The sequence below is a fragment of the Hymenobacter aquaticus genome, from assembly GCF_004765605.1.
In the GTDB taxonomy this organism is placed as follows: Bacteria; Bacteroidota; Bacteroidia; order Cytophagales; family Hymenobacteraceae; genus Hymenobacter; species Hymenobacter aquaticus.
The window spans coordinates 681,575-705,758 of sequence record NZ_SRLC01000002.1 but is presented as its reverse complement, the minus strand read 5'-3'; the positions used below and the strand labels follow the sequence as shown (position 1 = coordinate 705,758).

Sequence of the window (24,184 nt, the reverse complement as noted above, 5' to 3'; positions counted from 1 at the left end):
TCTGCGCTATGAAAACCAACCTGCCTCCCTCCCCCGCTTCGCCCACCTACCCCCTCACCATCGACAACGGCCTGGGCGAGCAGCTCACCTTCCTGGGCGTGCAGCCCGAGCCCGACGGCGACCGGCTGCTGGTCGAGAATACCGTGGCGCCCGGCCTGGGCCCCCTGATGCACACCCACTGGCTGCAAGACGAAAGCCTGACCGTGGTGCGGGGCCGGCTGGCCTACCAGGTGCTGGGCCAGCCCACCCAGTACGCCGGCCCCGGCGACACCGTCCTGTTTGCCCGCGGCACCCCTCACCGCTTCTGGAACGCCGGCCCCGACCCGCTGCACTGCCACGGCTGGATCAAGCCCGCCCACACCATCGTGTTTTTCCTCTCGGCCATCTACCAGGCGCAGCGCAAGTCGGGCCGGCTCCAGCCCGAAGCCTTTGACGCGGCCTACCTGCTGACCCGCTACGCCCGCGAGTACGACCTGCCCGAGCTGCCCCGCCTCGTCCGTCAGGTCGTCATCCCGACCACCTACCTGGCCGGAAAGCTGCTGGGCAAGTACCGCAAATTCGCGGGGGCCCCCGCCCCGGTAGCCGCGTAGGCCGCCCCCCTTTTCCCCTTGCCCCACCCCCGCCCCGACCCGCCCGGTCGGGGCGGGCTTTTTTTGCCCGGCTGGCCGCGTTGACCCCACCATCCTACCTCGCCCTGTCTAGGGTAACCGGCCAACGCCCGGCCTGCTGCCAGGGAAGCCGGGCGTGGGCGGTACCTGCCCCCGGCCCGCGCCCGGCACACCCCACGGCGTTGTTCACCCCCGGCCAGCCGTTGTCGGCTTACCAACGCGCGCGGCTATTCCGGCGGCGGCCTTATTTCGCCCCGTAGCTACTCCACCGCTCCACTCTATGAAGACCCACTACCGCCTGCTGCTCGCCGCCCTGTTGCTCTCCCCTGCTGCCGCCCACGCCCAAACCACGCCCGGCGTCGGTATCGGCGTCGCCGTTCCCCTCAGCCGCCTGCACGTGGCGGGCGGCAGCGTACTGTTTTCCACCGCCGGCGACGTGTCCGGCAACGCCCTGCCCCTCACCGGCGAAGGCCGGCGCCTGCTCTGGTACGCCGACAAGGCCGCCTTCCGGGTGGGCTACGTGGGCAGCTACGGCAGCAATTACTGGGACGACGCCAACATCGGCCTCTACTCCTTCGCCACCGGCTACAACCCGCTTGCCTCGGGCCAATATTCCTTTGCGGCCGGCAACGCCACCACGGCTTCCGGCGAAGCAGCCGTGGCGCTGGGCCGCTACGGCACCGCCAGCGGCCTCCGCAGTATGGGTTTCAACGGCAACGCTTCCGCGGAGGGCGCCATTGCCCTGGGCACCGGCACCCTGGCTACCGGCCCCGAAGCCGTGGCGCTGGGCCCCAGCGCCGTTTCCCAGGGCATTGCCAGCATCTGCATCGGATCCTCAACGGTCAGCGTCGGCTACTCCGTGGCTATCGGCCTGAGCAACCTGGTGACGGGCCAGTTTGGCACCGCTATCGGCAAAAACGCCCGCGTCGCCCACCAGGGCGCCATGACCCTGGGCGACGCCAGCGCCGGCTTTTCCAACGACTACGTCACCAGCACGACCAACAACCAGATGACCATGCGCTTTGCCGGCGGCTACCGGCTCATCACCTCCCGGCGGGGCAACTCCCCGACGACCTTCGAAACGGGCCCCATCACCGGCGTGGAGCTGACCGCCGGCGCCGGCTCCTGGACGACGCTGAGCGACCGGCGCGCCAAGGAAAACTTCCGCCCCCTCGACGCCGAGCAGGTGCTGCGCAAAGTGGCCGCGCTGCCCATCACCGAGTGGAACTACAAGTCGCAGCCCGCCACCCAGCGCCACATCGGCCCCATGGCTCAGGATTTCTACCAGGCCTTCCGCCTCGACGGCATCGGCCGCGACACCACCATCAACACCGTCGACATCGACGGCGTGAGCATGGTCGCCATTCAGGCCCTGGAAAAGCGCACCGCCCAGCTCCAGCAGGAAAACGAGCAGCTCCGGGCCCAGCTCCGCCACAAGGACGAGCAGCTCGCCCAGCAATTGCGCACCCTCAACGAACGCCTGGCCGCCCTGGAGCAGCCCGCCACCCGCCCCGCCCGTCGTAAGCCAAACGGGGTGCCCCAGAACGTAGCGGCCAACTAAGTCCGAGCGGCCCCGCAAGCCGGCCCCCGTCAGCAACGTGCGCCAGCACACCCGCCGACGCACGGCGGTTGGCCTGGTTAATCGTCGGGATTTCCCCGGGGAAGGCCGGAGGGCTTTTTGTTCTGTTCGGCCCCGCCCGCAGTATATCCCCAAGATCTTATTGTAGCGCAAGGGGGTATGTTTCAACGAGTTCAAATAGTCTTGCCGGCCTGTACCTACTTACCTCCTGCGCTTTGAAAACACTTTACACGCTGCTACCCATCCTGTTGCTTGCTACGGCGGCCCGGGCCCAAACCACGCCCGGCGGGGTGCGCATCGGCACGGCCGGCTCGCCCCACGCCGCCGCCATCCTCGACCTCGACGCCCAGGGCAAGGGCCTGCTCATCCCGCGCATGGACTCGGTCACCCGCGTGGGCATCAGCACCCCGCCCGACGGGCTGATGGTGTTCCAGACCGACGGCCGCCGGGGCTTCTGGTACGCCACCGACGGCACCTGGCTGTTCATTCCCGACAAAGCCCGCGCCGCCGACAACCTGGGCAACCACGTGGCCACCCAAAACCTGGTGCTGAACGGCAAGCGCCTGGTGGGCGGCACGGCCGCCGCCCCCGGCACCGTGGGCCTGACCATTGACGCCAACGGCCTGGTGCGCCTCAACAACGGCTACATCCGCCCCTCCGGCTCCTACGCCAACGGCATCGGCCTGCACGTGTTTAATGCCGACGCGGGCCTGCTGGTGCGCACCGCCATCGGCTACGGCGACAATAACCCGCCCGCCTCCGGCCTGGGCGACCGGCTGATGTGGACCAGCTACTACGGCTCCTTCCGGGCCGGCGGCGTCGATGGCACCCAGTGGGACGCGGCCAACATGGGCTTCTACTCCACCGCCCTGGGCTACAACACCATTGCCGCCTCGGTTTATAGCTTTGCCGTTGGCTTCGCCAACGAGGTGCGCGGCTCCTACGGCTCGGCCCTGGGCCGCGGCAACTTCGTCGCGCCGGTGTCGTTGGCCTCCACCGTCTTCGGCCGCGACTGCCGCGTGCAGGACAACTACAGCATTGCCGGGGGCTACAACAACAAGGCCCAGGGAGTAGCGGCCGTGGCCCTGGGCGAGCGGTGCACCGCCAACGCCGACTACGCCGTGGCCCTGGGCCGCTACGCCTCGGCCAACGGCCGCAGCGGCACCTTCACCCTGGCCGACTTCTCCGTCAACGACTCGCTGCGGGCCTCGGCTAACAACCAGTTTTCGGCCCGCTACGCCGGTGGCTACCGCCTCTTTACCAACAGCCTGATGACCATCGGGGCCCAGCTGCAAACCGGCCAGACGGCCTGGAGTACCCTCTCCGACTCGACCCGTAAGGAGCTGGTGCGCCCGGCCGACGGCAACCTGTTTCTGGAGCGCATCAACCGCCTGCGCCTGGGCTCCTGGAACTACCGCGGCCAAGACCCGCGCACCTTCCGCCACTACGGCCCCATGGCCCAGGATTTCTACCAGGCTTTCGGCCACGACGCGCTGGGTACCATCGGCAACGACACGACCATCAACCAGGCCGACTTCGACGGGGTCAACCTCATTGCCATTCAGGCCCTCTACCGCCGCGTGCTGGCCCTGGAAGCCGAAAACGCCCAACTGCGCCGCCAGGTGCAGGCCCGGCACCCCGACCAGCCGGGTAATGCGCCGGCCCCCACGGCCGCCCTCGAAGAGCGGGTGCGCCGCCTCGAAGCGTTGCTCGGCGCCCAGGCCCAACGTTAAGCAGGCCGGATACGCTGGTTTTCCCTACGCCTCAGCCATCGGCTGGGGCGTTGCTGTTGGTAGCCCGGCTGCCCCTAACCGAAAGGCCGCAGAATAGGCAGCCAGGCCGGGCCCGGACCAAGGCCCCGGCCTGGGGCAGACAAATCCTTTCTGCCTGAGCGCCAATACTTATATCGTTATTTATCTATGCAAACGTTGCCGGGAACGTTTGCAAGAGTTCAGTCAGCGGCTTCCGGCTCCTTGGGCAGCCTACTGCGGGCAGGTAATGGGGAGCTTTGACCAGCTAAGACATCCTATTAAACTACTACAAGTCAATTATTTACTTTGTCACCCCGAAGCTCTACGCAGAATAAATGGCATTGGCAAACCGGCCCGATGTCACGTCCGGGGGGGAGTTGTCCTTTCCCGCGCGGGGTGGGGTGAGGTAGTATTGCAGCGTTCCGGGGGAGCGGCTTGCGCGGTGCGGCCCCCTCGTCGGCACCCACCTTTCACTCCTACCCCCATTCTATGAAAACCAACACCCTGGTAGCCCTCGTGCTATCCTCGCTTTCCGGCCTGCTGACCGGCTGCGAAACCAGCAGCCCCACACCCGCCACGCCCACGCCCCACGCCGCTTCCGTAGCGGCCGACGTAGAAGCCAGCTGCACCGCCCCGGGCTGGGCCTCGCAGAACGGGGGCACCACGGGCGGCGGCACGGCCACGCCCACCATCGTGACCACCTACGCCCAGCTCAAGGCCGCCATTCAAAGCAGCAGCGTGAAGGTGGTGCAGGTCAGCGGCACGATTACGATTCCCTCGGGGGGCCGCATTTCCTTCCAGGACCAGACCGGCAAAACCATCTTCGGCACCACCGGCGCCAAGCTCGTCTCGGCCGACCAGACCAAGGACAACTCGGGCATTCTGTACGTGAAGCGCTGCAAAAACGTGGTTATCCGCAACCTCGTGTTTGAGGGCCCCGGCGCCTACGACACCGACGGCTGGGACAACTGCACCCTGGATGCCTCGACCAACGTGTGGGTGGACCACTGCGAGTTTCGCGACGGGGTCGACGGCAACTTCGACATCAAGAATACCTCCGACTACATCACCGTTTCCTGGACCAAGTTTGCCTACCTGAAGCCCCCGAAAGCCGGCGGCTCGGGCGGCTCCGACGACCACCGCTTCTCCGACCTGATCGGCTCCTCGGACGGGGCCACCGCCGACCGGGGCACGCTGCGCATCACCTTTGCCCGCTGCTGGTGGGCCCAGGGCTGCGTGGCCCGCATGCCGCGGGTGCGCTTCGGCAAGGTGCACCTGGTCAACAACCTGTTCAACAGCACCGTCAGCAAGTCGTGCGTGCAGGCCGGCTTCGAGGCCAACCTGCTGATTCAGAACAACGTGTTTGAGAACGTAGCCAACCCCATCGACCTGATGGACAAAACCGCCACGGCCGTGCAGGAAACCGGCAACCTCTACACCAACGTGACCGGCGCCAAGGTGGGCAACGGCAAAACCGCCTTCACGCCACCCTACGCGGTATCGGCACTGGGTGCTACCAGCGTGAAGGCTGCCGTCACGGCCTCCGCTGGGGCCGGGGCTACTATTGCGGGCAACACCTGCGCCAGCAGCGCCATCTAAAATCCCGGTTCTGATTGGCCGGCCGCGGGCCTGTTTCCCCAGGGGAAGCAGGCCCGCTTTTTTACTTTTCCGAGTCTCGATTCTCTCCAAGCGTCCACAGGCATAACCGGGCCGGAACGATGACGGCGAGTTTGGGAACGGATACCGCTCTGCTATTCCACACCGCGACTGGTGCCAACTCTATGACACACAGCTGGTGACGGTTATTGGGTAGCGCCGCGCTGGTCCGCCCGACGGCCCCGGCCATACTTTGCCCCGGCCTGGCCGCGTTTACCCCTTAACATAGCCACCTTATCTGCTTTCTGATGTTCCTCCTTCCCGTTCGCCGGCTGGCCCTTGTTCCGCTCGGTTTTCTGGTGCTGCTCAGCGCCTGTACAAAAGACGCTGCCGATGCTGAGCCGGCCGAGTTGCGCGGCGTCTGGAAGCTCGACAAGCAAACGGTGAAGACAACCGATGCTGCAGGTGTTTCGCAGGAAGTCACGGACGTCCTTTCCCGCCCCGACAACCACCTCGAAATAGCCGATACAACCTGGACGTTCACCCATACCACTGGTTTTCGGGAGCACTACAGCTACACCCGCCCCACCGACAGCACCATCGTTTTGCGCCACTACGCAGGAGCTCAGGCGGTTGATACTTTCTACTCCCTACTCGAGGTGCGGGCTCATCGCCTCACTACGCGCCTTTCGTACGCGCTGGGAGACGGTGGCCGCACCACGGTAAAATGCACCTATTCGCGCTGAGTGCGCAGGGTGCCGCAGTGCTACCCAACCTACTTCAGCGCCCCGGCATCGTGCACCACCTTGCCTCCCAGAATGGTCAGCACGCTGGTAGTGCGGGGCAGCTCGGGCGGCGGCACGACGAAAATATCCTGTGATAACACGGCCACATCGGCCAGCTTGCCCACCGCAATAGTGCCCTTGTCTTTTTCCGCAAACTCGGCAAAGGCGGAGCCGGTGGTGTAGGCCTGCACGGCCTGCTGGCGGGTAATGGCCTCGGCCGGGTTAGAAGGTGCGAGGCTGGCCAGCATGATGTTCAGAAACGGGTTCAGCGGGCCATCCGAGCCGAGGGCCAGCGGCACGCCGGCCGTCAGCAGGGAGCGGAGCGGCTGCATGGTGGTTTTCCAGCGCCGGTGAAACAGCGCGGGCTCGGTAAAGTGCGCGGGGTTTTGCACCACGACCACGCCCAGCTTTTTGGCCCGCGGCAGCAGGTCCTCAATTACTCCGTCGCCGTGCTCGATGCGCACGCGCTGGGCCGGCCAGCTCACCTTGGTACCGTAGCTTTCCAGCGTGCTCAGCACCAGCTCCGCCGACCGGTCGCCAGCGCAGTGAAACAGCAGGGGCTGCTGCCAGCTCAGGCCTTCCTGCACCATCTTGGCTACTTCGGCCGCACTGAAGTTGAGCTGTCCGCGCCACCCGGGCTGGTCGAGGTAATCGTAGCGCAGGGCCGCGCCCCGCTCGTAGGGCGTGGCATCCAGCACCCATTTCAGGCCGCTCACCCGCACTTTGGGGCCATAGCTGGGCAGCTTGCTCAGTTGGCGCTGCTCGGTGGTTTCGCGCCCCCGGGCCGTGGTAGTGCCAAACGGGCGGGCGTGCACCCGCAACGGCAGATCGGCTTGCTGCGCCAAGCGGGCAAAGCGGGCCATGGGCATGGTGGTAAACAACTGCACGGTGGTAATGCCGAAGCCCGCCGCCTGGGCCGCCAGCTGCCGCAGCTCCCGGATAACGGCCGAGTCGGGCACCTGGGCCAGCAGCAGCTTGTCGGACTCCCACTCGGCGTACTCCCGCAGCCGGCCGTTGATCTGGCGCGTGCCCCGCACCCGCTCAAACGTGCCGCCCAGCGGGTCGGGCTGCTCGGCCCCAATGCGCAGCAGGGGCATGGCTTTACCATTGATGATGCGCAAATGCCCGTAGTAGGCACTCAGCAGCACGGGGTGATTGGGGGCCAGCCCATCCAGCGCCGCCCGGTTCACGAGCGTATCGAGCACCACGGTAGCACCCACGCTGCCAAAAATCCAGGTGCCCGGCGGCGCTTTCCGCACCGCTTCCCGAATAGCGTCCTGGGTTTCCGCCCAGGTCGGCTCCATTGTTTTGAACTGCAGCTGCACGCCGGCCGGCCACGCGCCGAAATGATTGTGGGCGTCGTTGAAGCCGGGCGTGACGACGCGCCCCCGCACATCAATACGCCGCGTGCCGGGGCCGGCCAGCCGGGTTATTTCGGCCGTGGTGCCCACGGCCACTATCCGCTCCCCCCGAATGGCCAGGGCCTGGGCCGTGGGGTGGGCCGCATCGGCCGTGAACACCTGCCCGTTGAGCAGCACCATATCGGGCGGCGGCCCCGTTTGGGCGCTTACCCCGAGTCCCAGTCCCAGCACTATTCCCACGCTCAGCACTACCTGTTTCATACGAGGGGCCCTCCGGCGGCCCGGGAAACTGCGGCGTTGCGGCTTCCGACGAGGAAGATAAATATTTTATTAGACAGATATTTCAGTCCGGCCAAAGGCTGGCCCGCCCCCGCTCCTGCTCACGGGCGGCGGCATTTACAGGTACCACAGGTCGTCGGGGCCCACCGCAACGGCCACCGCCTGCCCGGGTGCCGCCCCGGTTTCCGAAGTTCGGACGGTGATGTCGGTGCCCAGCACATGCACCTGCACTTCGGAGTAGCTGCCAAAAAACCGCACTTCCCGCACCGCGCCGACAATGGAATGGCCGGTGGCGGCCGAAAGCCGGAAGCTTTCGGGCCGCACCAGCAACGGGCGTCGCCGCTTGGGCGTGCCGGCGGCGGCTACCAGGGCCGCGGCCAGCTTGCCCGTGAGCAGGTTGTAGTCGCCAAACAGGCCGGCGGTGTACTCGTCCACGGGCTGCCGGTAAATCTGGGTGGGGGTGCCGCGCTGCACCAGCTGCCCCTGCCGCAGCACCAGGATTTCATCGGCCCAGGAAAGCGTATCGGCCGGGTCGTGCGAAATCAGCAGGCAGGTGATGCCCAGCTGCGCGCCGATGTCGTGAATCACGGACTTGAGCACCTGCCGGTGCACGCGGTCCAGGTTGGAGTAGGGCTCGTCGAGCAGCAGCAGGCGGGGCGAGGCCAGCAGCAGACGGGCTAGGGCAATGCGCTGCCGCTCCCCGCCCGACAGCTGGTCGGTGCGGCGCGTGCTCAGGTGCCCGATGCGGCAGACGGCGTACAGCTGCTCGGCGGCCCCGGGGGCCAGCTTATCGGCGTAGCGCAGCACCTGCTCGACGCGCAGGGAATGGGGCAGCTCGTAGTGCTGCGAGAGGTAGGCAATGCCCGGGTGACCCGGAATCAGCACTTCGGTGGGGCCCTTTACGCGGCGGTTTTCGAAGTGCACCGTGCCGGCCGTGGGCTGGGTCAGGCCGGCAATAATCTGGAGCAGGGTGCTTTTGCCGGCCCCGGTTTCGCCCGCAATGGCCAGCTTCTGAAACTGCCGTTGCCCGAAGCTGATGTGCTGCAACACCGGGTTGCCCCGCTCCTGCAACCCGATTTCCGAAACGCGTAACCACTCCATACCGGCGGCAAAAGTTAGAAGTACATCGGCCGGCCGGTTCAGGGGCCAGGGCGCGGAAAAATCAGACGGCGGCCAGGGCGCGGTTGTACTTGGTGCGGTACTGCTTCGGCGACAAGCCCGTCAGGCGCTTAAAAGTACTACGAAACGCTTTGGGGTCGGTGTAGCCCACCTGGTACATTACCTCGTTCACGTTTTCCCGCGACGATTCGAGGCTGTTTTTGGCCGCCTCAATCTTCACCCGCTGAATGTATTCGACCACCGAGTTGGACGTCGCCTTCTTGAAGCGCCGCTCCAGGTTGCGGCGGCCCAGGGCCAGCATGTCGGCCAGCTGCTCCACCGTTATTTTATCCTGGTAGTGGTCCTCAATGTAGTTCTGGGCCCGTTTGATGGGCTCGTCGCCGTGCTCCTTCTGCCCGTTGAACATGATAAAGGCCGACTGACTAACCCGCTCAATATCAATCTGGAAGACCTTGGCGCATACCACGGCCATTTCCCGGCCCGCGTACTTTTCCACCAGGTACAGCACCAGGTTCAGGTAGGAAAAAGCGCCGCCGCTGGAGTAAATGCCGTGCTCATCGGTAATCACCTGATCCTCGACCAGCTCCACGGCCGGAAACATCCGGCGGAAGTCGTGGGCGGCGGCCCAGTGGGTGGTGCAGTGCCGCCCGTCGAGCAGGCCGGTGGCGGCCAGCAGAAAAGCCCCCAGGCACAGCGAGGCTACTTCGGCCCCGGCGTGGTACTGGGCCGTTATCCAGGGCAGAAAGTCGCGGTTGGCTTCCAGGGCCTGGGCCGGGTCGCCATCCACCGCCGGGATGATTACCAGGTCGGGAGTAGGCACGTCGGTAGTCAGCAGCGGGGTATACACCGAGTAGAGGCCGCCGCACACCGGCGTTTCGTGCGCGAGGCCCACCAGCTGAATAGCGAATAGCGGCGACTTGCCCATGCGCCGCAGCAGGGCATTTACCTCCGAAAAAACCAGGCGTGGGCCTTCGATGCTGCCCAGAACGGCCCCTTGGGGAACCAGGATGGCAATGTTTTTCATGATCGTTCGTGCTAGTGGGACATGGTGTCGCAATCAACCCGCTATTCGTCGGAATTCACCCCTATATAGGCCCTGGCTATTACTAATTTTGCTGGCACAAGGTTTCCGAAAGCGGCCAGCAATACTACAAATATTAGCAGTAAAACCGGCCGCTTTCCCCAGAAATATCTTTCACCCACCATATTCATTTTCCATGTCTACCTCCCCCCTCACTCCCTACCTCACCTTCAACGGCAACTGCCGGGCCGCCATGACCTTCTACCAGCAGTGCCTGGGCGGCGATTTGCAGGTGCAGACCTTTGCCGGCACGCCCGCCGCCGAACACGTGCCCGCCGAAGCCCAGGATGGCGTTATGCACGCCGTGCTCAGCAATGGTAGCCTGCTGCTGATGGCTTCCGATACCGGCACCCAGCCCGTGACCAAAGGCTCGATGGTTTCCTTGTCCATCAACTGCCACAGCGACGAGGAAATCACCCGATTGTTCAACGCCCTGGGCGCAGGTGGCCACGTGACCATGGCCCTGGACGACACGTTCTGGGGCGCCAAATTCGGGATGCTCACCGACCAGTTCGGCATCGACTGGATGTTTAACTACGACAAGCCCGGTGCGGCACAATAGGCGCTTCGGTACTGGTTCAGTAACTGGGCGCGCCAGTAGCGTAGCGGGCAGCTGAGTGCGGTGGCGAAGCAGATATTCGGGCGGAAAGCCAAGCATTTCAGCCCAAATATTCGCTTCGCCCGACCGTCGGCGCCGCTCCTGCCGCGCACTGCATGGCCCGGGCTCTGCGCGCCAAAAACGCATGAACCGGCCCCGGGCGGCCGTTTTCCTTACCAATTAGCTTACGGTTCAGGTTGTTGCGAAACAAGCTAAACCGTGTTACCCGTCAAGCGCAACTGCGGGCTAAAAACAACGGATTGATGCTGAGCCAGTTTGGCGTTGCCAGGCAAGTATTTTAGAACACCATCGTATTACTACCCGTAATACCCTGAAACACAAGCCCTAAACGCCTTAAACTTCTTTCACCCAACCCGTTAGTTTTATGAAAAAGGTATTGTTAATGGTAGCCGTTGTGGCTGCCAGCATGGCTACCGCCAAAGCCCAGACCACTTCCGGCACTTCCACCAGCGGTTCTACTTCCGGCTCCATGACGAGCGGCACCACCTCCGGCTCCATGACGAGCGGCACCACCACCGGCACTATGACCAGCGGCACCACCTCGGGCACTATGACTTCTGGGACCATGACTTCCGGCTCGATGACCAGTGGCACCATGACCAGCGGCACGACTTCCGGCACCATGACATCAGGCACCACCTCGGGCACCATGACGTCGGGTACTACGGCGAGCTCCGGTACCATGACCAGCGGCACGACTTCCGGCGCCGGCTCGGGCACCATGACCAGTGGGACCACCTCGGGTACTACGTCGGGCCGCACCACTGCGTCCGGGCGCTCGGGCAGCCGTAAAAGCTCGACCACGTCGGGCAGCACCCGTACCAAGGGCCGCAGCGGCTCCAGCACCAGCGGCACCTCGACCAGTGGCCGTACCACGGGTGGCATGCGCTAAGTCAGCCGTCGGCAACTACTAAGAAAACGCCCGGTCGTACCGGGCGTTTTTTGTTGCCCTGCTTCCCGTTGCCCTCGGAGCCGACTTCCATAGCGGGCCTTTAAAAAGTCATAACGACCCCAACTTTATACCAACCGCGCCAGCTCAGCCAGTCAAGAAGCCGGCTGTAATATAGTAGGCATGCAGAATTATTTTTATCACGCAAACTATTGCTTATCAGAATATTGAATTTATTGAGAGTTGCAATAAATTCGGCATGCCGACTATAACCTGCCGGCTATTAAGTATTTTTGCGGGGCGGCTTTATCCGCCGACCTGATTTTATGCAAAATTCTTCCTTCCGTGCGCTCCCGCTGGCCCTGGCCCTGCTGACCCCGGTGGCCGCCTGGGCCCAGAAAGCCGATGCGGCCCTCACGGCCAAAGCCAACGCCATTCATAACCAGGCCTTTGTCCTGGACTCGCACGAAGACACGCCCATCAACCTGGTGAAGCCGGGCTTCGACATCAGCAAGGACCACAGCGCGCAGGAAGCCCAGGTAGATATTCCCAAAATGCAGCGCGGGGGCCTCGATGGGGCCTTCTGGGCGGTATATATGGGGCAGGGGCCGCGCACGCCGGAAGGCAACGCCGCCGCCAAGCAGGAAGCACTGCTGATTTTCAACGCCATCCGCACTACCATTCAGACGCACTCTGCCCAGCTGGACCTGGCCACGACCGAAGAGCAAGCCCTGCAGATTCGGCGGGTGGGCAAGCGGGCCGTGTTCATCGGCATGGAAAACGGCTACCCCATCGGGCAGGACCTGGGGCTGCTCAAGTCGTTCTACGATCTGGGCGTGCGCTACCTGACCCTGTGCCACTCTTCCAACAACGACCTCTGCGACTCGGCTACCGACCCTAACGGCCCCGAGCACCAGGGCCTCAGCGCCTTTGGGAAGCAGGCCGTGGTGGAAATGAACCGCCTGGGCATGCTCATCGACGTGTCGCACGCCTCCGACTCGACGTTCTACGACGTGCTGCGCCTGAGCAAAGCGCCCGTTATTGCCTCCCACTCCAGCAGCCGGGCCCTGGCCGAAACGCCCCGCAACCTGAGCGACGACATGCTGCGGGCGCTGGCCCGCAACCAGGGCGTGGTGCAGGTGAACCTGTACAGCCCCTACGTGAAAACCGAGCTCAAAACGGCTGAGCGCCTGAACGCCGAGCAGGCTTTTTTCACGAAGTGGAAAATCAAGAACTTCCTGAACGTGTACGCCTTGCCCGCCGCCGAGCAGCAGCAGGCCCTGGCCGAGGAGGAACAGCTCAACGCGAAATTCCCGGTGGCGCTGGCCTCGGTGCAGGACGCGGTAAACCAGATTGACCACATCGTCAAGATTGCCGGCATCGACCACGTGGGCATTGGCTCCGACTTCGACGGCGGCTCCCGCCTGGCGGGCCTGGCCGACGTGGGCGAGCTGCCCAACCTGACCCTGGAGCTGGTGAAGCGCGGCTACTCGGACAAAGACATCTACAAGATCTGGAGCGGCAACTTTTTCCGGGTGCTGAAGGCGGCCGAAAAGCTGCGCGCGGCCGCCCCGGTGAAGAAATAAGCCCTGCCCACGGCGCCCTTACGGAAAGAGCCTGCCCCAAATGGAGCAGGCTCTTTCCGTTTTCTTAGGCAGACCACCGCTACGGCCGGGCGGGCGTCGTCACGGGCTTTTGCAGGCTAAACTTCACCGGAAACTCGCACTCGACGGCCACGGGCTGCCCCGCCAGCTGGGCCGGCACCCAGCCGTTGGCCATGCTCTGCACCACCCGCAGGGCTTCTTCGTCGCAGCCGCCGCCAATGCCCTGGCTCACGCGGTAGTTGGCGGCGGTGCCGTCTTTGCCAATGGTGAAGGCGACCTGCACTGTGCCGCTGATGCCGCCGCGCATGGCCTCGGGCGGGTAGCGCAGCAGCAGCAGCTGGCTGAGCACGGCCGAGGAGCCCCCAATGTACACCGGGTCGACGTCGGGCCAGGTCTGGCCGGCGGCGGTAGGCTCGCGCAGCGTGACGGACATACTCCGGTTTTTGCCGGGGCGCCGGTACACCATCTGGCGGGCGTCGTAGTCGTACTTCTGCTCCAGCTCGCCCTTGCTGGTAAAAAACTCCCAGAGGCCCGCCCGCTGGTCGTTTTGGTAGGCCCCCCGGGCCACCACGGTGCTGCCGTTCCAGTCGTAGGAAGTCCAGATGCTGTCTTTGCGGCCCTGGGTGTAGTGCCCCTGCGTGGCCAAAGCCAGCTGCCGGCCCCGGTACAGGCTGTAGGGGCCGTGCTTCACCGCCTTATCGGATTTGAGCACGTAGTACACCTCGTTGGAAATGGGCGTGGTGCTGTAACTGGTGACTTTCCTGGTTTCCTGGCCGAAGCCCGGCCGGGACGTTGTCAGCAAAGCAAGCCACAGCGAAGCAGCTGCCAGGTGGGGTAAGCGGAATGGCATGGGGGCCATAGTAGCAGGAAATAAGAAGGTAATCAGCACTGGCGCGGTGCGCCTGGCTACAGGATAGTAAACGTCACAGGCACCTCGTATTCCACGGCCACGGGCTGGCCCGCCAGATACGCCGGCAGCCAGTCGTTGGGGTAGCTTTTCACGACGCGCATGGCCTCTTCGTCGCAGCCGGAGCCGATGCCCTGGGTGAGGTGGTAGTCGGAGGGCTGACCGTGCTGGTCGATGGTGAAGGCAATTTTGACTACCCCGGTCACCTGCTTCTGGAGGGCCGCACTGGGGTAGCGGATGTTGAGCATGTAGGCAAGTGCGTCGCCGGCCAGCAGGAACGGGTTGGCATCCGGGGTGGTCTGGCCGTTGGGGGCGGGGTGCAGCAGCCGCACCACCGGCGCCTTCGGCTCGGGCGCGGTGGCGGGCTTGATAATGGTCAGTTGCTGGGTAGTGAAATTGTACTTGCTGAGCAGCTCGCCCTTGTCGTTGTAGAGCTCCCACTCGCCCACGCGCCGGTCGTCCTGGTAGGCCCCTTTGGTGAAGAGGTTTTTGCCGTTCCAGCCGTAGTGCGTCCAGGTGCTGTCTTTCACGCCCTGGGTATAATGGCCCGTAACGATGGGGTTGTGCTGAAAATTGAGCAGGCGGTAGCTGCCGTGGCGCACCGTTTTATCGGACTGGAGCACCGAATACAGCTCCGTGCGCCGGGGGTTCGAAAGAAACGTCTTTACTTTCTTGGTTTCCTGGCCGAAGCCCAGCAGCGGCAGGGCGAGCAGCGTACCGGTGAGGAAAGGCGTAGCAGCCAGGCGGGATACACAGGGGAACATATACGTCGTTAGAAAGAGGAGTAATCTTGATTTTTGTCGAACTCAATACCACCGGGCGGGTTTACCCGTCTTCAAATATAACGACGGCCAACGCTTCGGGCCCGACTTTTCACCTTCTGCTGATGACTTCAACCTCCTCCCCCGTTACGACCATCGTGTTCGACCTCGGCGGCGTGCTGATCGACTGGAACCCGCGCTACCTCTACCAGAAGCTGATTCCGGACGCGGCGGCACTGGACCACTTCCTGAGCACCATCACTACCCCGGACTGGAACGAGGAGCAGGACGCGGGCCGCTCCCTGGCCGAGGGCACGGCCCTGCTGGTGGCGCAGCACCCCGAGCACCGGGAGCTGATTGAGCACTTCTACGGCCGGTGGCCCGAGATGCTGGGCGGCCCCATCCCCGAAGCCGTGGAGGTGCTGACCGAGCTGCGCGCCAGTGGCCGCTACCGCCTCTACGCCCTCACCAACTGGTCGGCCGAGACGTTTCCGGTGGCCCTGGCACAGTTCGAGTTTCTGCACTGGTTCGAGGGCATCGTGGTGTCGGGCACGGAGAAGTCGCGCAAGCCCTTCCCCGACTTCTACCAGACCCTTTTCACGCGCTACGGCATCGAGCCGGGCCAGGCCCTGTTTATCGACGACAACGCGCGCAACATCCACGCGGCCCGAGCGGCGGGCATGCAGACGGTGCATTTCCAGTCGGGCGCGCAGCTGCGGCAGGAGCTGCGGGAGCGGGGCCTACTGGCGGCGCCATCGGTTTAGCGGCTTTCCCTGCTGAACTGCTTCGCGAGTAGAAGCGAGGGCCTTTTAGAATGTGAGAAGGGCCCCGCTTCTACTCGCGAGGCGCTTTTGTACGTGTATTTGCGCCCCGCTTCTACTCGCGAGGCAGTTCAGGAGTTATGGAAGGGCCCCGCTTCTACTCGCGAGGCACTTTTATAAGTGTATTTACGCCCCGCTTCTACTCGCGGGGCGCTTTACGCATTGCGAAAATCCCTCACGAGTAGAAGCGGGGCCTTTTCGAGTACAACGCCAACGGCCACTCCCCGCGAGGGAAGTGGCCGTTTCTGTTGTACCAAAAGAAGGGCTTAGCAGTCGGTGCCGTCAATACCGCAGGCGGGGCCGCTGGCCAGCACCTGGGGCGCGGGGTGCTTTTCCTCCCACACCTTGTCCAGCACTTCCAGGAACAGCTCACTGGGCTGGGCCCCGGATACGGCGTACTTGTTGTCGAACACGAAATAGGGCACGCCCCGCACCCCGATCTGCCGGGCCTGGTACTCGTCATGGCGCACTTCCTGGGCGTAGGCGTCGGTTTGGAGGGTTTCCCGGATTTCGGCCGGGTCGAGGCCCAGCTCCGCGCCCAGCTCGGCCAGGGTGTCGAGGTCGGCCACGTTGCGGCCCTCGGTGAAGTAGGCGGCCAGCACCCGCTCCTTGGCCGCGTCCTGCCGGCCGTGCCGGGCGGCCAGGTGCAGGAAGCGGTGGGCCAAGAAGGTATTGACCGGCACCACCTGATCGAAGTCGAAGTCGAGGCCGACTTCGCGGGCAACCTGGGCCATGTGAGCGTTCATCTGCCGGCCCTGCTCCACCGACACGCCCTTGCGCTCGGCCAGCAGCTCGTGGATGCTTTGGCCGGGCGTGGTCTGCATGGTGGGGTCCAGCTCGAAGCTGCGCCAGGTGATAGTCAGGTCGTCGCGGTGGGGAAACTGGGCCAGCGCGGTTTCGAGGCGCCGCTTGCCGATGTAGCAAAACGGGCACATGATATCAGACCAGATTTCTAGTTGCATATCGTCGTTGTCGTAAGATTGGGAAGGCGTAATAAGCCGGAACCCGCCAAAAGGTTTGGGCCGGCCCGACGGGCTGTAACACCCGGGCCGGGCCGCCGGGTTCCGGCGGGGTTTTCCCGGTTGCCCGCGCGGCATTACCTTGGCCAAAAAAGCTGGCTCGCGCATGTCTTCCCCGTTATCCGCCTCCGTTACCTTCTCGGCCCTGCTCGAACCGGGCGGCCCGAGCTTTATGCCCACCCAGGTCGTAATTGTGCCCCTGGACGTGGTGGCAGCCCTCGGCGGCAAGGCCACCCGCCGGGTGGTGGGCACCCTGAATGGCTACGCCGTGCGCCTGGGCCTTATGCCCCTGAGCAGCGGCGAACGGTATCTGATGGTGAACAAGGACACCTGCAAAGCCGCCGGCCTGCACCTGGGCCAGCAGCTGACCGTGACCCTGGCCCCCGACCCTACTCCCGACGCCGTAGACCTGCCCGCCGAGCTGGCCGAGGGCCTGGCCGACTGGCCCGAAGCCGCCGCCGGCTTCGAGCAGCTTACCGGCGGCATGAAGCGGGCCATTGCCTACCACATCGACACGGCCAAGCGCCCCGAAACCCGCCTGAACCGCACCGTGCAGGTGCTGCGGCAGCTGGCCGTGGGCGGCCACCCGTTCCGGGCTCCGAAAGACTAACCGCCGCGGGTGGGGCTTTTTAGCCGATAAGTCCGGATATTCGCCGGCCCATCTTATTCTATCCGTTATGCTCCGTTCCCTCGGTGTTGCCCTGGTTTTTGCTCTCACAATGACGGCGTGCAGCCAGCGCGTGTACACGGCCAAGGCGCTGGTGCCCGAAGCCCTGACCCAGCACAAGCTGGTGGCCATTCTGCCGTTTGAGGTGCGGCTCGACCGAATCCGGATGCAGGACATTACCTACGCCGGCACGGGTACGCCTTCGGAGACGACCATCGAGCAGCACCGGAAAAACTGGGAGGAAAAACAGATCAGCCAGCGCCGGGAGGTGGCCTACCAGCTGCAGCAGGAGCTGCTGAATCAGTTGGTAGCCCGCCAGGCCAAGCACCCCTACAAGGTGCAGTTTCAGAACGTGACGGAAACCAACAACCGCCTGGAGCGGGCCGGCATCACCTACGACAACCTCAACGACCACAGCATGGCCGAGCTGCAAGCCGCCCTGGGCGTCGACGCGGTATTGTCGGGCGAAACCTCGCTGTTTCAGCCCATGCCCAACGGCGTGGCCGTGGCCCTGCTGGTGCTCACCAACGGCAGCATTCCGCAGAACGAGGTGCAAACCAGCGTCACGATTCACGACTGCCGCAGCGGCGACCTGGTCTGGAAGTTTGACCACCAGCTCGTGGGCGACCTGAGCACCAACCCCGCCACGCTGGCCCGCATTCTGGTGCGCAATTCGGCCCGCACCTTCCCCTACCGGCCCTGATTTGGGGGCTGATTCCACCCTGTTCCGCGCCGCTGAGCCATAACCTTCGGCCCCGGGAAGTAGTTAGTCAGGCTACGTGCCGGCCCGGTGGGCTGGCTTTTATCTGATTCGTTAAGCCAGGAAACATGGAATACAAAGAGTTGGGCACCTCCGGCGTGCAGGCGTCGGTTATTACGTTTGGCAGCTGGGCCGCCGGCGGCTGGATGTGGGGCGGCACCGAGCAAAACGACGCGGTGGGCGCCATCCGGGCCGCCTACGATTTGGGCGTGACCTCCATCGACACGGCCCCGATTTACGGCATGGGCCTCAGCGAGCAGATCGTGGGTGAAGCCATCAAGGGCCTGCCGCGCGACAAGGTGCAGATCCTGACCAAGTTCGGCATGTGCTGGGATTTGGCCGAGCCCAAGGGCGACTTCGGCTTCAAAACCAAGGACAACGACGGCCGCGACCTGGACGTGTACAAGTACGCCGCCCCGGCAAGCATCATCCGGGAGTGCGAGGACAGCCTCCGCCGCCTGGGCACCGACTACATTGACCTCTACCAGATTCACTGGCCCGACGTGACCACGCCCATCGACGCGACGATGGAAGCCGTGGCGCGCCTCGTGGAGCAGGGCAAGGTGCGGGCCGTGGGCGTGAGCAACTACTCGGCCCAGCAGATGGCCGAAGCCGAGAAAACCGTGCAGCTGGCCTCCAACCAGGTGCCCTACAGCATGGTGCGGCGCGATATTGAAAAGGAGGTAGTGCCGTATTGCATCGAGCACCACAAGGCTATTCTGGCCTACAGCCCGCTGCAGCTGGGGCTGCTGACCGGCAAAATCAAGCCCGGCCAGCACTTCGACGCCAGCGACCTGCGCGCCAGCCACCCGCTGTTCAAGCCCGAGTTCGTGACCCGCGTGAACAGCTTCCTGGACAAGATCCGGCCGATGGCGGAAAGCAAAAACGCCACCCTGTCGCAGGTGGTGCTGCGCTGGACGCTGGCCCAGCCCGGCATTACGGTGGCCCTGGTGGGCGCCCGCAACGCCGAGCAGGCCGTGCAAAACGCCAAGGCCATCGACGTGAAGCTGTCGAGCGAGGAGCTGGACTTCATCAGCCAGGCGCTGGCCCAGCTGGAGCCCGCCAAAGCCTAACGTGGCCCATTAGTGCCCGATAGTTCGTAGCATAAGGTCGTGGAAGCTGCTTCCACGACCTTATTTTTTGCCCAGTCCGCGCATGACTTCGCCCTACACCACTCTCACCATCCAGGAAATCCGGGAGGAGGCCCCGGATACCAAAAGCTTCGTGCTGGCGGCCCCGCCCGGCCAGGAAATCCAGTACCAGAGCGGCCAGTACCTCACGCTGGTGCACCAGCAGCACGGCCAGGAAATCCGGCGCTCCTACTCCATCAGCTCGGCCCCGGCCTGGCACGAGCCGCTGACCATCACGGTAAAGCGCGTGGACAACGGCCTGCTTTCCCGCCGCCTGATTGACCAGGCCCGCGTCGGCGACCCGCTGCTTACGCTGGGCGCAGCCGGCTTTTTCACGTTGCCCGAGGATATTGGCCGGTACCGGCAGCTGGTGCTGCTGGCGGCGGGCAGCGGCATCACGCCCATTTTTTCCCTGCTCAAAACCGCGCTGCGCGACTACCCGCACCTGCGGGTGCTGCTCGTCTACAGCAACCGGACGCCGGCCACCACCATTTTCCGGGCCGCACTGGCGCAGCTGGCCGGGCAGTATGCGGCGCAGCTGCACCTGGAGCTGCTCTACAGCAATGACCCCAACCTGGCCCGGGCCCACCTGCACAAGGAGCTGCTCGAAACCCTGGTGGCCCGGTACGCCCCCACCCCGCCGGCCCAGACGCTGGCGTACCTCTGCGGGCCGCTGAACTACATGCGCATGGGCACCTACGGCCTGCACGAAGCCGGGCTGCCGCTCAGCCACATCCGGCGCGAGCTGTTCAATACCGGCGCGGCCACCGTGCCCCACAGCATCCCGCCCGACACCGACGCCCACCCCGTCACCATCCGGCTGCGGGGCCAGGAGCACCGGGTGCTGGTGCAGTATCCGCAGACGATCTTGCAGGCGGCCCGGCGGCAGGGCCTGGTGCTACCCTACAGCTGCGAGGCCGGGCAGTGCGGCAACTGCGCCGCCCGCTGCACCCAGGGCACCATCTGGATGGCCACCAACGAAGTGCTGACCGAGCGGGAAACCACCCGGGGCCTGGTGCTTACCTGCACCGGCTACCCCGTGGGCGGCCCCGCGACGCTGGAAATAACGTAGCAACCCGCACAAAAAAAGCCCGGCTCAGGGAGCCGGGCTTTTTCGGGAGGAAAATCTACCTGATGAAGTAGACGGGTACGTTACTTATTTGGGCATCAACACTTTGTCGATTACGTGAATCACGCCGTTGCTCTGAATCACGTCGTAGGTCGAAATGCTGGATACGTTGCCTTTCTCGTCGGTCAGCACGACATTTTTGGGGCCGTTCATGGTGGCGTAGAGGGCGCCGCCGCTAACGGTTTTCAGCGTGGCGGTGCCTTTGCCGGCTTTAATGGCGGCCATAATCTTCTCGGCCGTCATGTTGCCGGCTACCACGTGGTAGGTCAGGATTTTGGTGAGGGTAGCCTTGTTCTCGGGCTTCACCAGGGTTTCCACGGTGCCGGCGGGCAGGGCGTTGAAGGCCGCGTCGGTGGGGGCGAATACGGTGAAGGGACCTTTGCCCTGCAGAGTTTCCACGAGGCCGGCGGCTTTCACGGCGGCCACCAGGGTTTTGTGGTCCTTCGAGTTCACCGCGTTTTCCACGATGTTCTTGTTGGCGTACATGGCTTCACCACCGACCATCACGGTACCGGCGGGCGTCATCTTGGCCTGGGCCGAAGCCGACTGAACACTGGCAGCGCCCAGCAGGGCAACGAGGGCGAGGGAAAACAGATTTTTTTTCATGGTTCTTTTTGCAGAAAAAGGTTGGATCGGAACTGCGGGCACTTACGCAGCCCCTTTCCCCACCGGATTTCAGAACCCGAATATTTCTTGGTTGAGCTTAGGTTTTCGAACCCCTAACCTGCGCATCAAAGCACTTTAAATCAATAGTATACCAATCAACAAAAAAATCAGAAGCCAATATCCAGCACCAGGGGCTGCACCTGCCACTGGCCGGTGCGCACGTTGTAGATGGTCCGGAACCCAGCTTCGAGCGGGGTGCGCAGCCGCAGCGGGTTGAACACGAACGACACGTCGAGGCCGGTCGTGCGGTACTGCCGGTCGATGGTGTTGCGGCCCACGGCGGCATCGAAGAAGCCCATGGCCTTGATGCGCTGCACGTACAGCAGCCGGCCCAGCTCCAGGTGCAGGTCGGCCAGGGGCAGGCGGTATTCCACGCTGCCCACGCGCAGCTGGTTGAAGCTCACGTAGCCTTCGCCGCGCGGATAGAACACGGCCGGGCTGAACTGGTAGAGGCGCTGCTGCTGGTCCTGGTAGCCGCCGCGCAGCCGCAACGAGTGGTGCTTGCCCAGACCGGGCAGGTAGAGGCTGCCAAACACGGCCCACTGCCGGGCCGGCAGGCCCACGCCGAAGGGCGTATTGCGCCAGGAAGCCGTGAGGGCCTGGCCCCAGCGCGGGGCCATGTCGCGCTTACTTTGCCGCAGCGTGTGCGAGTAAGCCAGGGTGTAGTTCAGCGCGTGCAGACTTTTACCAAACCCGACTTCGTCGAGGAAGCGCACCGGCAAATCGTAGCCCTGCACCTGCTCGCCGCTGTAGTAGGCACCCAGCGTGAGGCCGTGTTGGTACTTGGAGCGGGTAAAGTTGAAGGGCAGGCGCACCCCGGCCGTGAAGCGGTTGTAGGTCCACCGGTCGGAGCGCAGGCTGTCGACGGGCAGGCGCCGGTCGATGTACTGCGACGCGCGCCGGCCCCCGCGCTGGAAGCCCAGATCCAGCACCGGAAACAGGCCCTGGTAGCTTACGTTGGCCGAAACGTTGGTGGTGCGCTCGGTCTGGTCGTAGCCGGCGGCCACCACGGCCTGGGTAGTGTTGAGAATATCCTGGGAGCGAATGCCCACGCTCAGGCCCTGCCCCGTTGGCGCCTGAATCAGGCCCCAGCTGAACACGTTGAAGGCGTGGCTGAGCCGGTGGTAGCGCGCCGTGGCCAGGGGTGCGGCTTCGGGAGCCGCCGCGCCGGGCAGCACCGCGCCCACCGTAGCCGCGCCGGGTTCCTGGCTTAGCAACGGGTCGGTGTAGGCGGCGGGCGTGGCGGGGGCAGCCGGGGCGGCTGGCCACGTATCGGGCTGCAACGGCATTTCGACGACCCGCGCGCCCTCGGCCCGGAAATCGTGGAAGGCTAGGTGGCGGCCGTCGGGAGCTACGGCGGCGTGGTAGGCCCCCAGGGGCCGCGACGTAACCTGGCGCACCTGGCCCGAGCGGGTATCCAGGGCGTAGAGGTTGTCGATGCCCGACTGCGGCGAGTTGCAGAGCACGTAGTCGCCCCAGGGCTGGGGGTGGCTCAGGTTCACGTTGCTTACGGGCAGCAGGGCCTGGTGCTGGCCGGTTTCGGTGTCGATGGTTTCAATGGTTTTGCCGCCGGCTTGCAAGGTCACGACCACGATGGAGCGGCCGTCGGCGCGCCAGCGCGGCTGCAGGTAGAAGTCGTTGGCGGGGTTGGGCAATACGCGCTTTTCCTGGCCGGTGCGCGCGTCCAGTACCACCAGCTGGTTTTGGTAGTCAGTAGTGGCGCGCACGGCAATCAGGGTGCGGCCGTCGGGCGACAGAGCGGCGGTAGTGTAGCGCGCCTGGGTGGTGAGGCGGGTGAGCTGCCCGCTGGTCAGATCCAGCACCTTGATGTCGGAGTACACGCGCTGGCCCCAGCGCACGTCGGGCCGGAACTCCAGCCAGCAGGCCTTGCCCCCGCCCACCGACAGCAGCTCGGGGTTGTTCACCGGGCCCTGCACAAACACCCGCCGCTCAGCTCCCTGGCGGCTCAGGAGCACCAGCTGGGAGATGTCGCCGAGGCCGACTTTCACGGCCAGCACCGTGCTGTCGGTAACGTACTGCGGGTATTGGTACTCGGTAAACACCCGGGGCTCGGCCCGCGTCCGGAACTCGGCCACGTTGGTCAACGTCAGCTGCTGCTGCTGAGCCCGCCACGTCGAGTCGAGCTGCTGCATGGTGCGCTGGTAGAGGTCATCCACGCGCAGCCCGTGGCCCGAGGCGTGCTTCAGGCTGTTGGAAAACGAGAACGGGTAGATCGGAAACCGGTAGTAGCGGTTCAGCACCTCGCTCCAGGCCCGGGCGCCGTTGGTGCGCTTGTAGTTGGTGGTCAGAAAATAGCCCAGCACGTAGTGGTTGGGCACATTGTCGCGGAAGGAGCCGGCCACGGCCTTGCTGTAGCTGAAGCGCCGGCCGGCCAGCAGGTTGGCCCGCAGGCCCAGGTCGAAGTACGGAATCCGGCCCCGGCCGCTGCGCGTGAGCAGGGTTTCGGTGCCCACCGCGTCGCCCTCCCAGAACCAGTCGGGAATGCCCAGCGTGACCACGCCCAGCCCGCCGTAGCCGAAGAGCGAGTAAGCCAGCCGCCCCAGGCCCTGCTGGCCTTTTTCGTACTGCACCACGTGGCGGTACTCGTGGATGGCAAGCTGGTCGAGCCAGTCGAGCGTGCCGGTCAGGAACGGGTCCTGGGGCATGGTGGTGAAAAACTCGGAGTGGCGCGGAATGATGGTCACGAAGCCGTTGCTGACCGTGGTCTGGTTTTGCAAAATCACCGACACGGGCCGGGGCTCCTTTTCCAGGGAGGCACTCACCGGGCTATACACCTGCTCGAGGCGCCGGGCCGTGCGCTGGGCCTGGGGCCCAAACCCCTCGGGGTAGAGCACCTGGAAGTGGGGCGTGCGCACCTGGTACCAGCGCAGGGAAGTCGGGTTTTGGGGCAACACGGGCAAAGCCGGCTGCGCCAGGGCCGGCAGGCAGCTTACGGTAGCGGCCACGGCAGCCAGCAGGAACTTGGACATTACGACATCGGGGAAGAAGCGCACTGCCGACAATGCGGCGCGCCGGGCTGGAAAGGCGGGCGA

The 24,184-nt window shown here is 64.7% G+C and carries 21 protein-coding genes; 13 read left to right on the top strand and 8 right to left on the bottom strand.

Annotated features, from left to right (window positions below; all coding sequences use genetic code 11):
- Positions 1 to 8: 8 nt before the first annotated feature.
- The 5 genes from E5K00_RS15720 (at position 9) to E5K00_RS15700 (ending at position 6,280) form a co-directional block, all read left to right on the top strand.
- Positions 9 to 590: a cupin domain-containing protein gene (locus E5K00_RS15720; protein WP_135464266.1), complete on the top strand. Its 582-nt coding sequence runs from the start codon at positions 9 to 11 to the stop codon at positions 588 to 590.
- A 298-nt stretch (positions 591 to 888) separates the two neighbouring features.
- Positions 889 to 2,169 carry a tail fiber domain-containing protein gene (locus E5K00_RS15715; protein WP_135464265.1) on the top strand — a complete coding sequence of 427 codons (1,281 nt, stop codon included), beginning with the start codon at positions 889 to 891 and terminating at the stop codon, positions 2,167 to 2,169.
- Positions 2,170 to 2,402: 233 nt separating this feature from the next.
- A complete protein-coding gene (locus E5K00_RS15710) occupies positions 2,403 to 3,920 on the top strand; it encodes a tail fiber domain-containing protein (RefSeq protein WP_135464264.1) in 1,518 nt (505 codons plus the stop codon).
- Positions 3,921 to 4,427: 507 nt separating this feature from the next.
- Positions 4,428 to 5,537, top strand: coding sequence for a pectate lyase family protein (locus E5K00_RS15705; protein ID WP_135464263.1), 1,110 nt, complete (start codon positions 4,428 to 4,430; stop codon positions 5,535 to 5,537).
- A 305-nt stretch (positions 5,538 to 5,842) separates the two neighbouring features.
- A complete protein-coding gene (locus E5K00_RS15700) occupies positions 5,843 to 6,280 on the top strand; it encodes a hypothetical protein (protein WP_135464262.1) in 438 nt (145 codons plus the stop codon).
- A gap of 29 nt (positions 6,281 to 6,309) precedes the next feature.
- Here E5K00_RS15700 and E5K00_RS15695 read toward each other — a convergent pair whose 3' ends face one another.
- From E5K00_RS15695 to E5K00_RS15685, 3 genes are all read right to left on the bottom strand, one after another.
- On the bottom strand, positions 6,310 to 7,941 hold the full coding sequence (locus tag E5K00_RS15695) for an amidohydrolase (RefSeq protein ID WP_135464261.1): 1,632 nt from the start codon (positions 7,939 to 7,941) through the stop codon (positions 6,310 to 6,312).
- A 135-nt stretch (positions 7,942 to 8,076) separates the two neighbouring features.
- Positions 8,077 to 9,060 (bottom strand): ABC transporter ATP-binding protein, encoded by a 984-nt coding sequence (locus tag E5K00_RS15690; protein WP_135464260.1) that lies wholly within the window; start codon positions 9,058 to 9,060, stop codon positions 8,077 to 8,079.
- Positions 9,061 to 9,121: 61 nt separating this feature from the next.
- Entirely contained in the window at positions 9,122 to 10,102 is a 981-nt protein-coding gene (locus tag E5K00_RS15685; protein ID WP_135464259.1) for a GlxA family transcriptional regulator, read from the bottom strand.
- Positions 10,103 to 10,295: 193 nt separating this feature from the next.
- Here E5K00_RS15685 and E5K00_RS15680 point away from each other — a divergent pair, with 193 nt between their 5' ends.
- From E5K00_RS15680 to E5K00_RS15670, 3 genes are all read left to right on the top strand, one after another.
- Entirely contained in the window at positions 10,296 to 10,721 is a 426-nt protein-coding gene (locus E5K00_RS15680) for a VOC family protein (protein ID WP_135464258.1), read from the top strand.
- Positions 10,722 to 11,142: 421 nt separating this feature from the next.
- On the top strand, positions 11,143 to 11,670 hold the full coding sequence (locus E5K00_RS15675) for a hypothetical protein (RefSeq protein ID WP_210114329.1): 528 nt from the start codon (positions 11,143 to 11,145) through the stop codon (positions 11,668 to 11,670).
- A gap of 323 nt (positions 11,671 to 11,993) precedes the next feature.
- Complete coding sequence (locus tag E5K00_RS15670; RefSeq protein WP_135464257.1) at positions 11,994 to 13,253, top strand: dipeptidase; 1,260 nt, start codon at positions 11,994 to 11,996, stop codon at positions 13,251 to 13,253.
- Between the two features lie 79 nt (positions 13,254 to 13,332).
- Here E5K00_RS15670 and E5K00_RS15665 read toward each other — a convergent pair whose 3' ends face one another.
- Together E5K00_RS15665 and E5K00_RS15660 are read right to left on the bottom strand one after the other, a co-directional pair.
- Positions 13,333 to 14,121, bottom strand: a complete 789-nt coding sequence (locus tag E5K00_RS15665; RefSeq protein WP_167856922.1) for an energy transducer TonB — start codon at positions 14,119 to 14,121, stop codon at positions 13,333 to 13,335.
- 56 nt (positions 14,122 to 14,177) lie between these two features.
- Positions 14,178 to 14,942: an energy transducer TonB gene (locus E5K00_RS15660; RefSeq protein ID WP_135464255.1), complete on the bottom strand. Its 765-nt coding sequence runs from the start codon at positions 14,940 to 14,942 to the stop codon at positions 14,178 to 14,180.
- 122 nt (positions 14,943 to 15,064) lie between these two features.
- Here E5K00_RS15660 and E5K00_RS15655 point away from each other — a divergent pair, with 122 nt between their 5' ends.
- Entirely contained in the window at positions 15,065 to 15,703 is a 639-nt protein-coding gene (locus E5K00_RS15655; RefSeq protein WP_135464254.1) for an HAD family hydrolase, read from the top strand.
- 323 nt (positions 15,704 to 16,026) lie between these two features.
- Here the strand turns inward: E5K00_RS15655 and E5K00_RS15650 are convergent, their stop codons facing one another.
- On the bottom strand, positions 16,027 to 16,722 hold the full coding sequence (locus tag E5K00_RS15650; protein WP_135464253.1) for a DsbA family oxidoreductase: 696 nt from the start codon (positions 16,720 to 16,722) through the stop codon (positions 16,027 to 16,029).
- A 163-nt stretch (positions 16,723 to 16,885) separates the two neighbouring features.
- Here E5K00_RS15650 and E5K00_RS15645 point away from each other — a divergent pair, with 163 nt between their 5' ends.
- From E5K00_RS15645 to E5K00_RS15630, 4 genes are all read left to right on the top strand, one after another.
- Positions 16,886 to 17,389 (top strand): YdeI/OmpD-associated family protein, encoded by a 504-nt coding sequence (locus tag E5K00_RS15645; RefSeq protein WP_135464252.1) that lies wholly within the window; start codon positions 16,886 to 16,888, stop codon positions 17,387 to 17,389.
- Between the two features lie 67 nt (positions 17,390 to 17,456).
- Complete coding sequence (locus E5K00_RS15640) at positions 17,457 to 18,149, top strand: hypothetical protein (RefSeq protein ID WP_135464251.1); 693 nt, start codon at positions 17,457 to 17,459, stop codon at positions 18,147 to 18,149.
- Positions 18,150 to 18,274: 125 nt separating this feature from the next.
- Positions 18,275 to 19,279, top strand: a complete 1,005-nt coding sequence (locus tag E5K00_RS15635) for an aldo/keto reductase (RefSeq protein WP_135464250.1) — start codon at positions 18,275 to 18,277, stop codon at positions 19,277 to 19,279.
- A gap of 82 nt (positions 19,280 to 19,361) precedes the next feature.
- Positions 19,362 to 20,408, top strand: a complete 1,047-nt coding sequence (locus E5K00_RS15630) for a ferredoxin--NADP reductase (protein WP_135464249.1) — start codon at positions 19,362 to 19,364, stop codon at positions 20,406 to 20,408.
- An 84-nt stretch (positions 20,409 to 20,492) separates the two neighbouring features.
- Here the strand turns inward: E5K00_RS15630 and E5K00_RS15625 are convergent, their stop codons facing one another.
- Both E5K00_RS15625 and E5K00_RS15620 read right to left on the bottom strand, forming a co-directional pair.
- On the bottom strand, positions 20,493 to 21,071 hold the full coding sequence (locus tag E5K00_RS15625) for a fasciclin domain-containing protein (RefSeq protein ID WP_135464248.1): 579 nt from the start codon (positions 21,069 to 21,071) through the stop codon (positions 20,493 to 20,495).
- A gap of 167 nt (positions 21,072 to 21,238) precedes the next feature.
- Positions 21,239 to 24,121, bottom strand: a complete 2,883-nt coding sequence (locus E5K00_RS15620; RefSeq protein WP_135464247.1) for a TolB-like translocation protein — start codon at positions 24,119 to 24,121, stop codon at positions 21,239 to 21,241.
- Between the last annotated feature and the right edge of the window lie 63 nt (positions 24,122 to 24,184).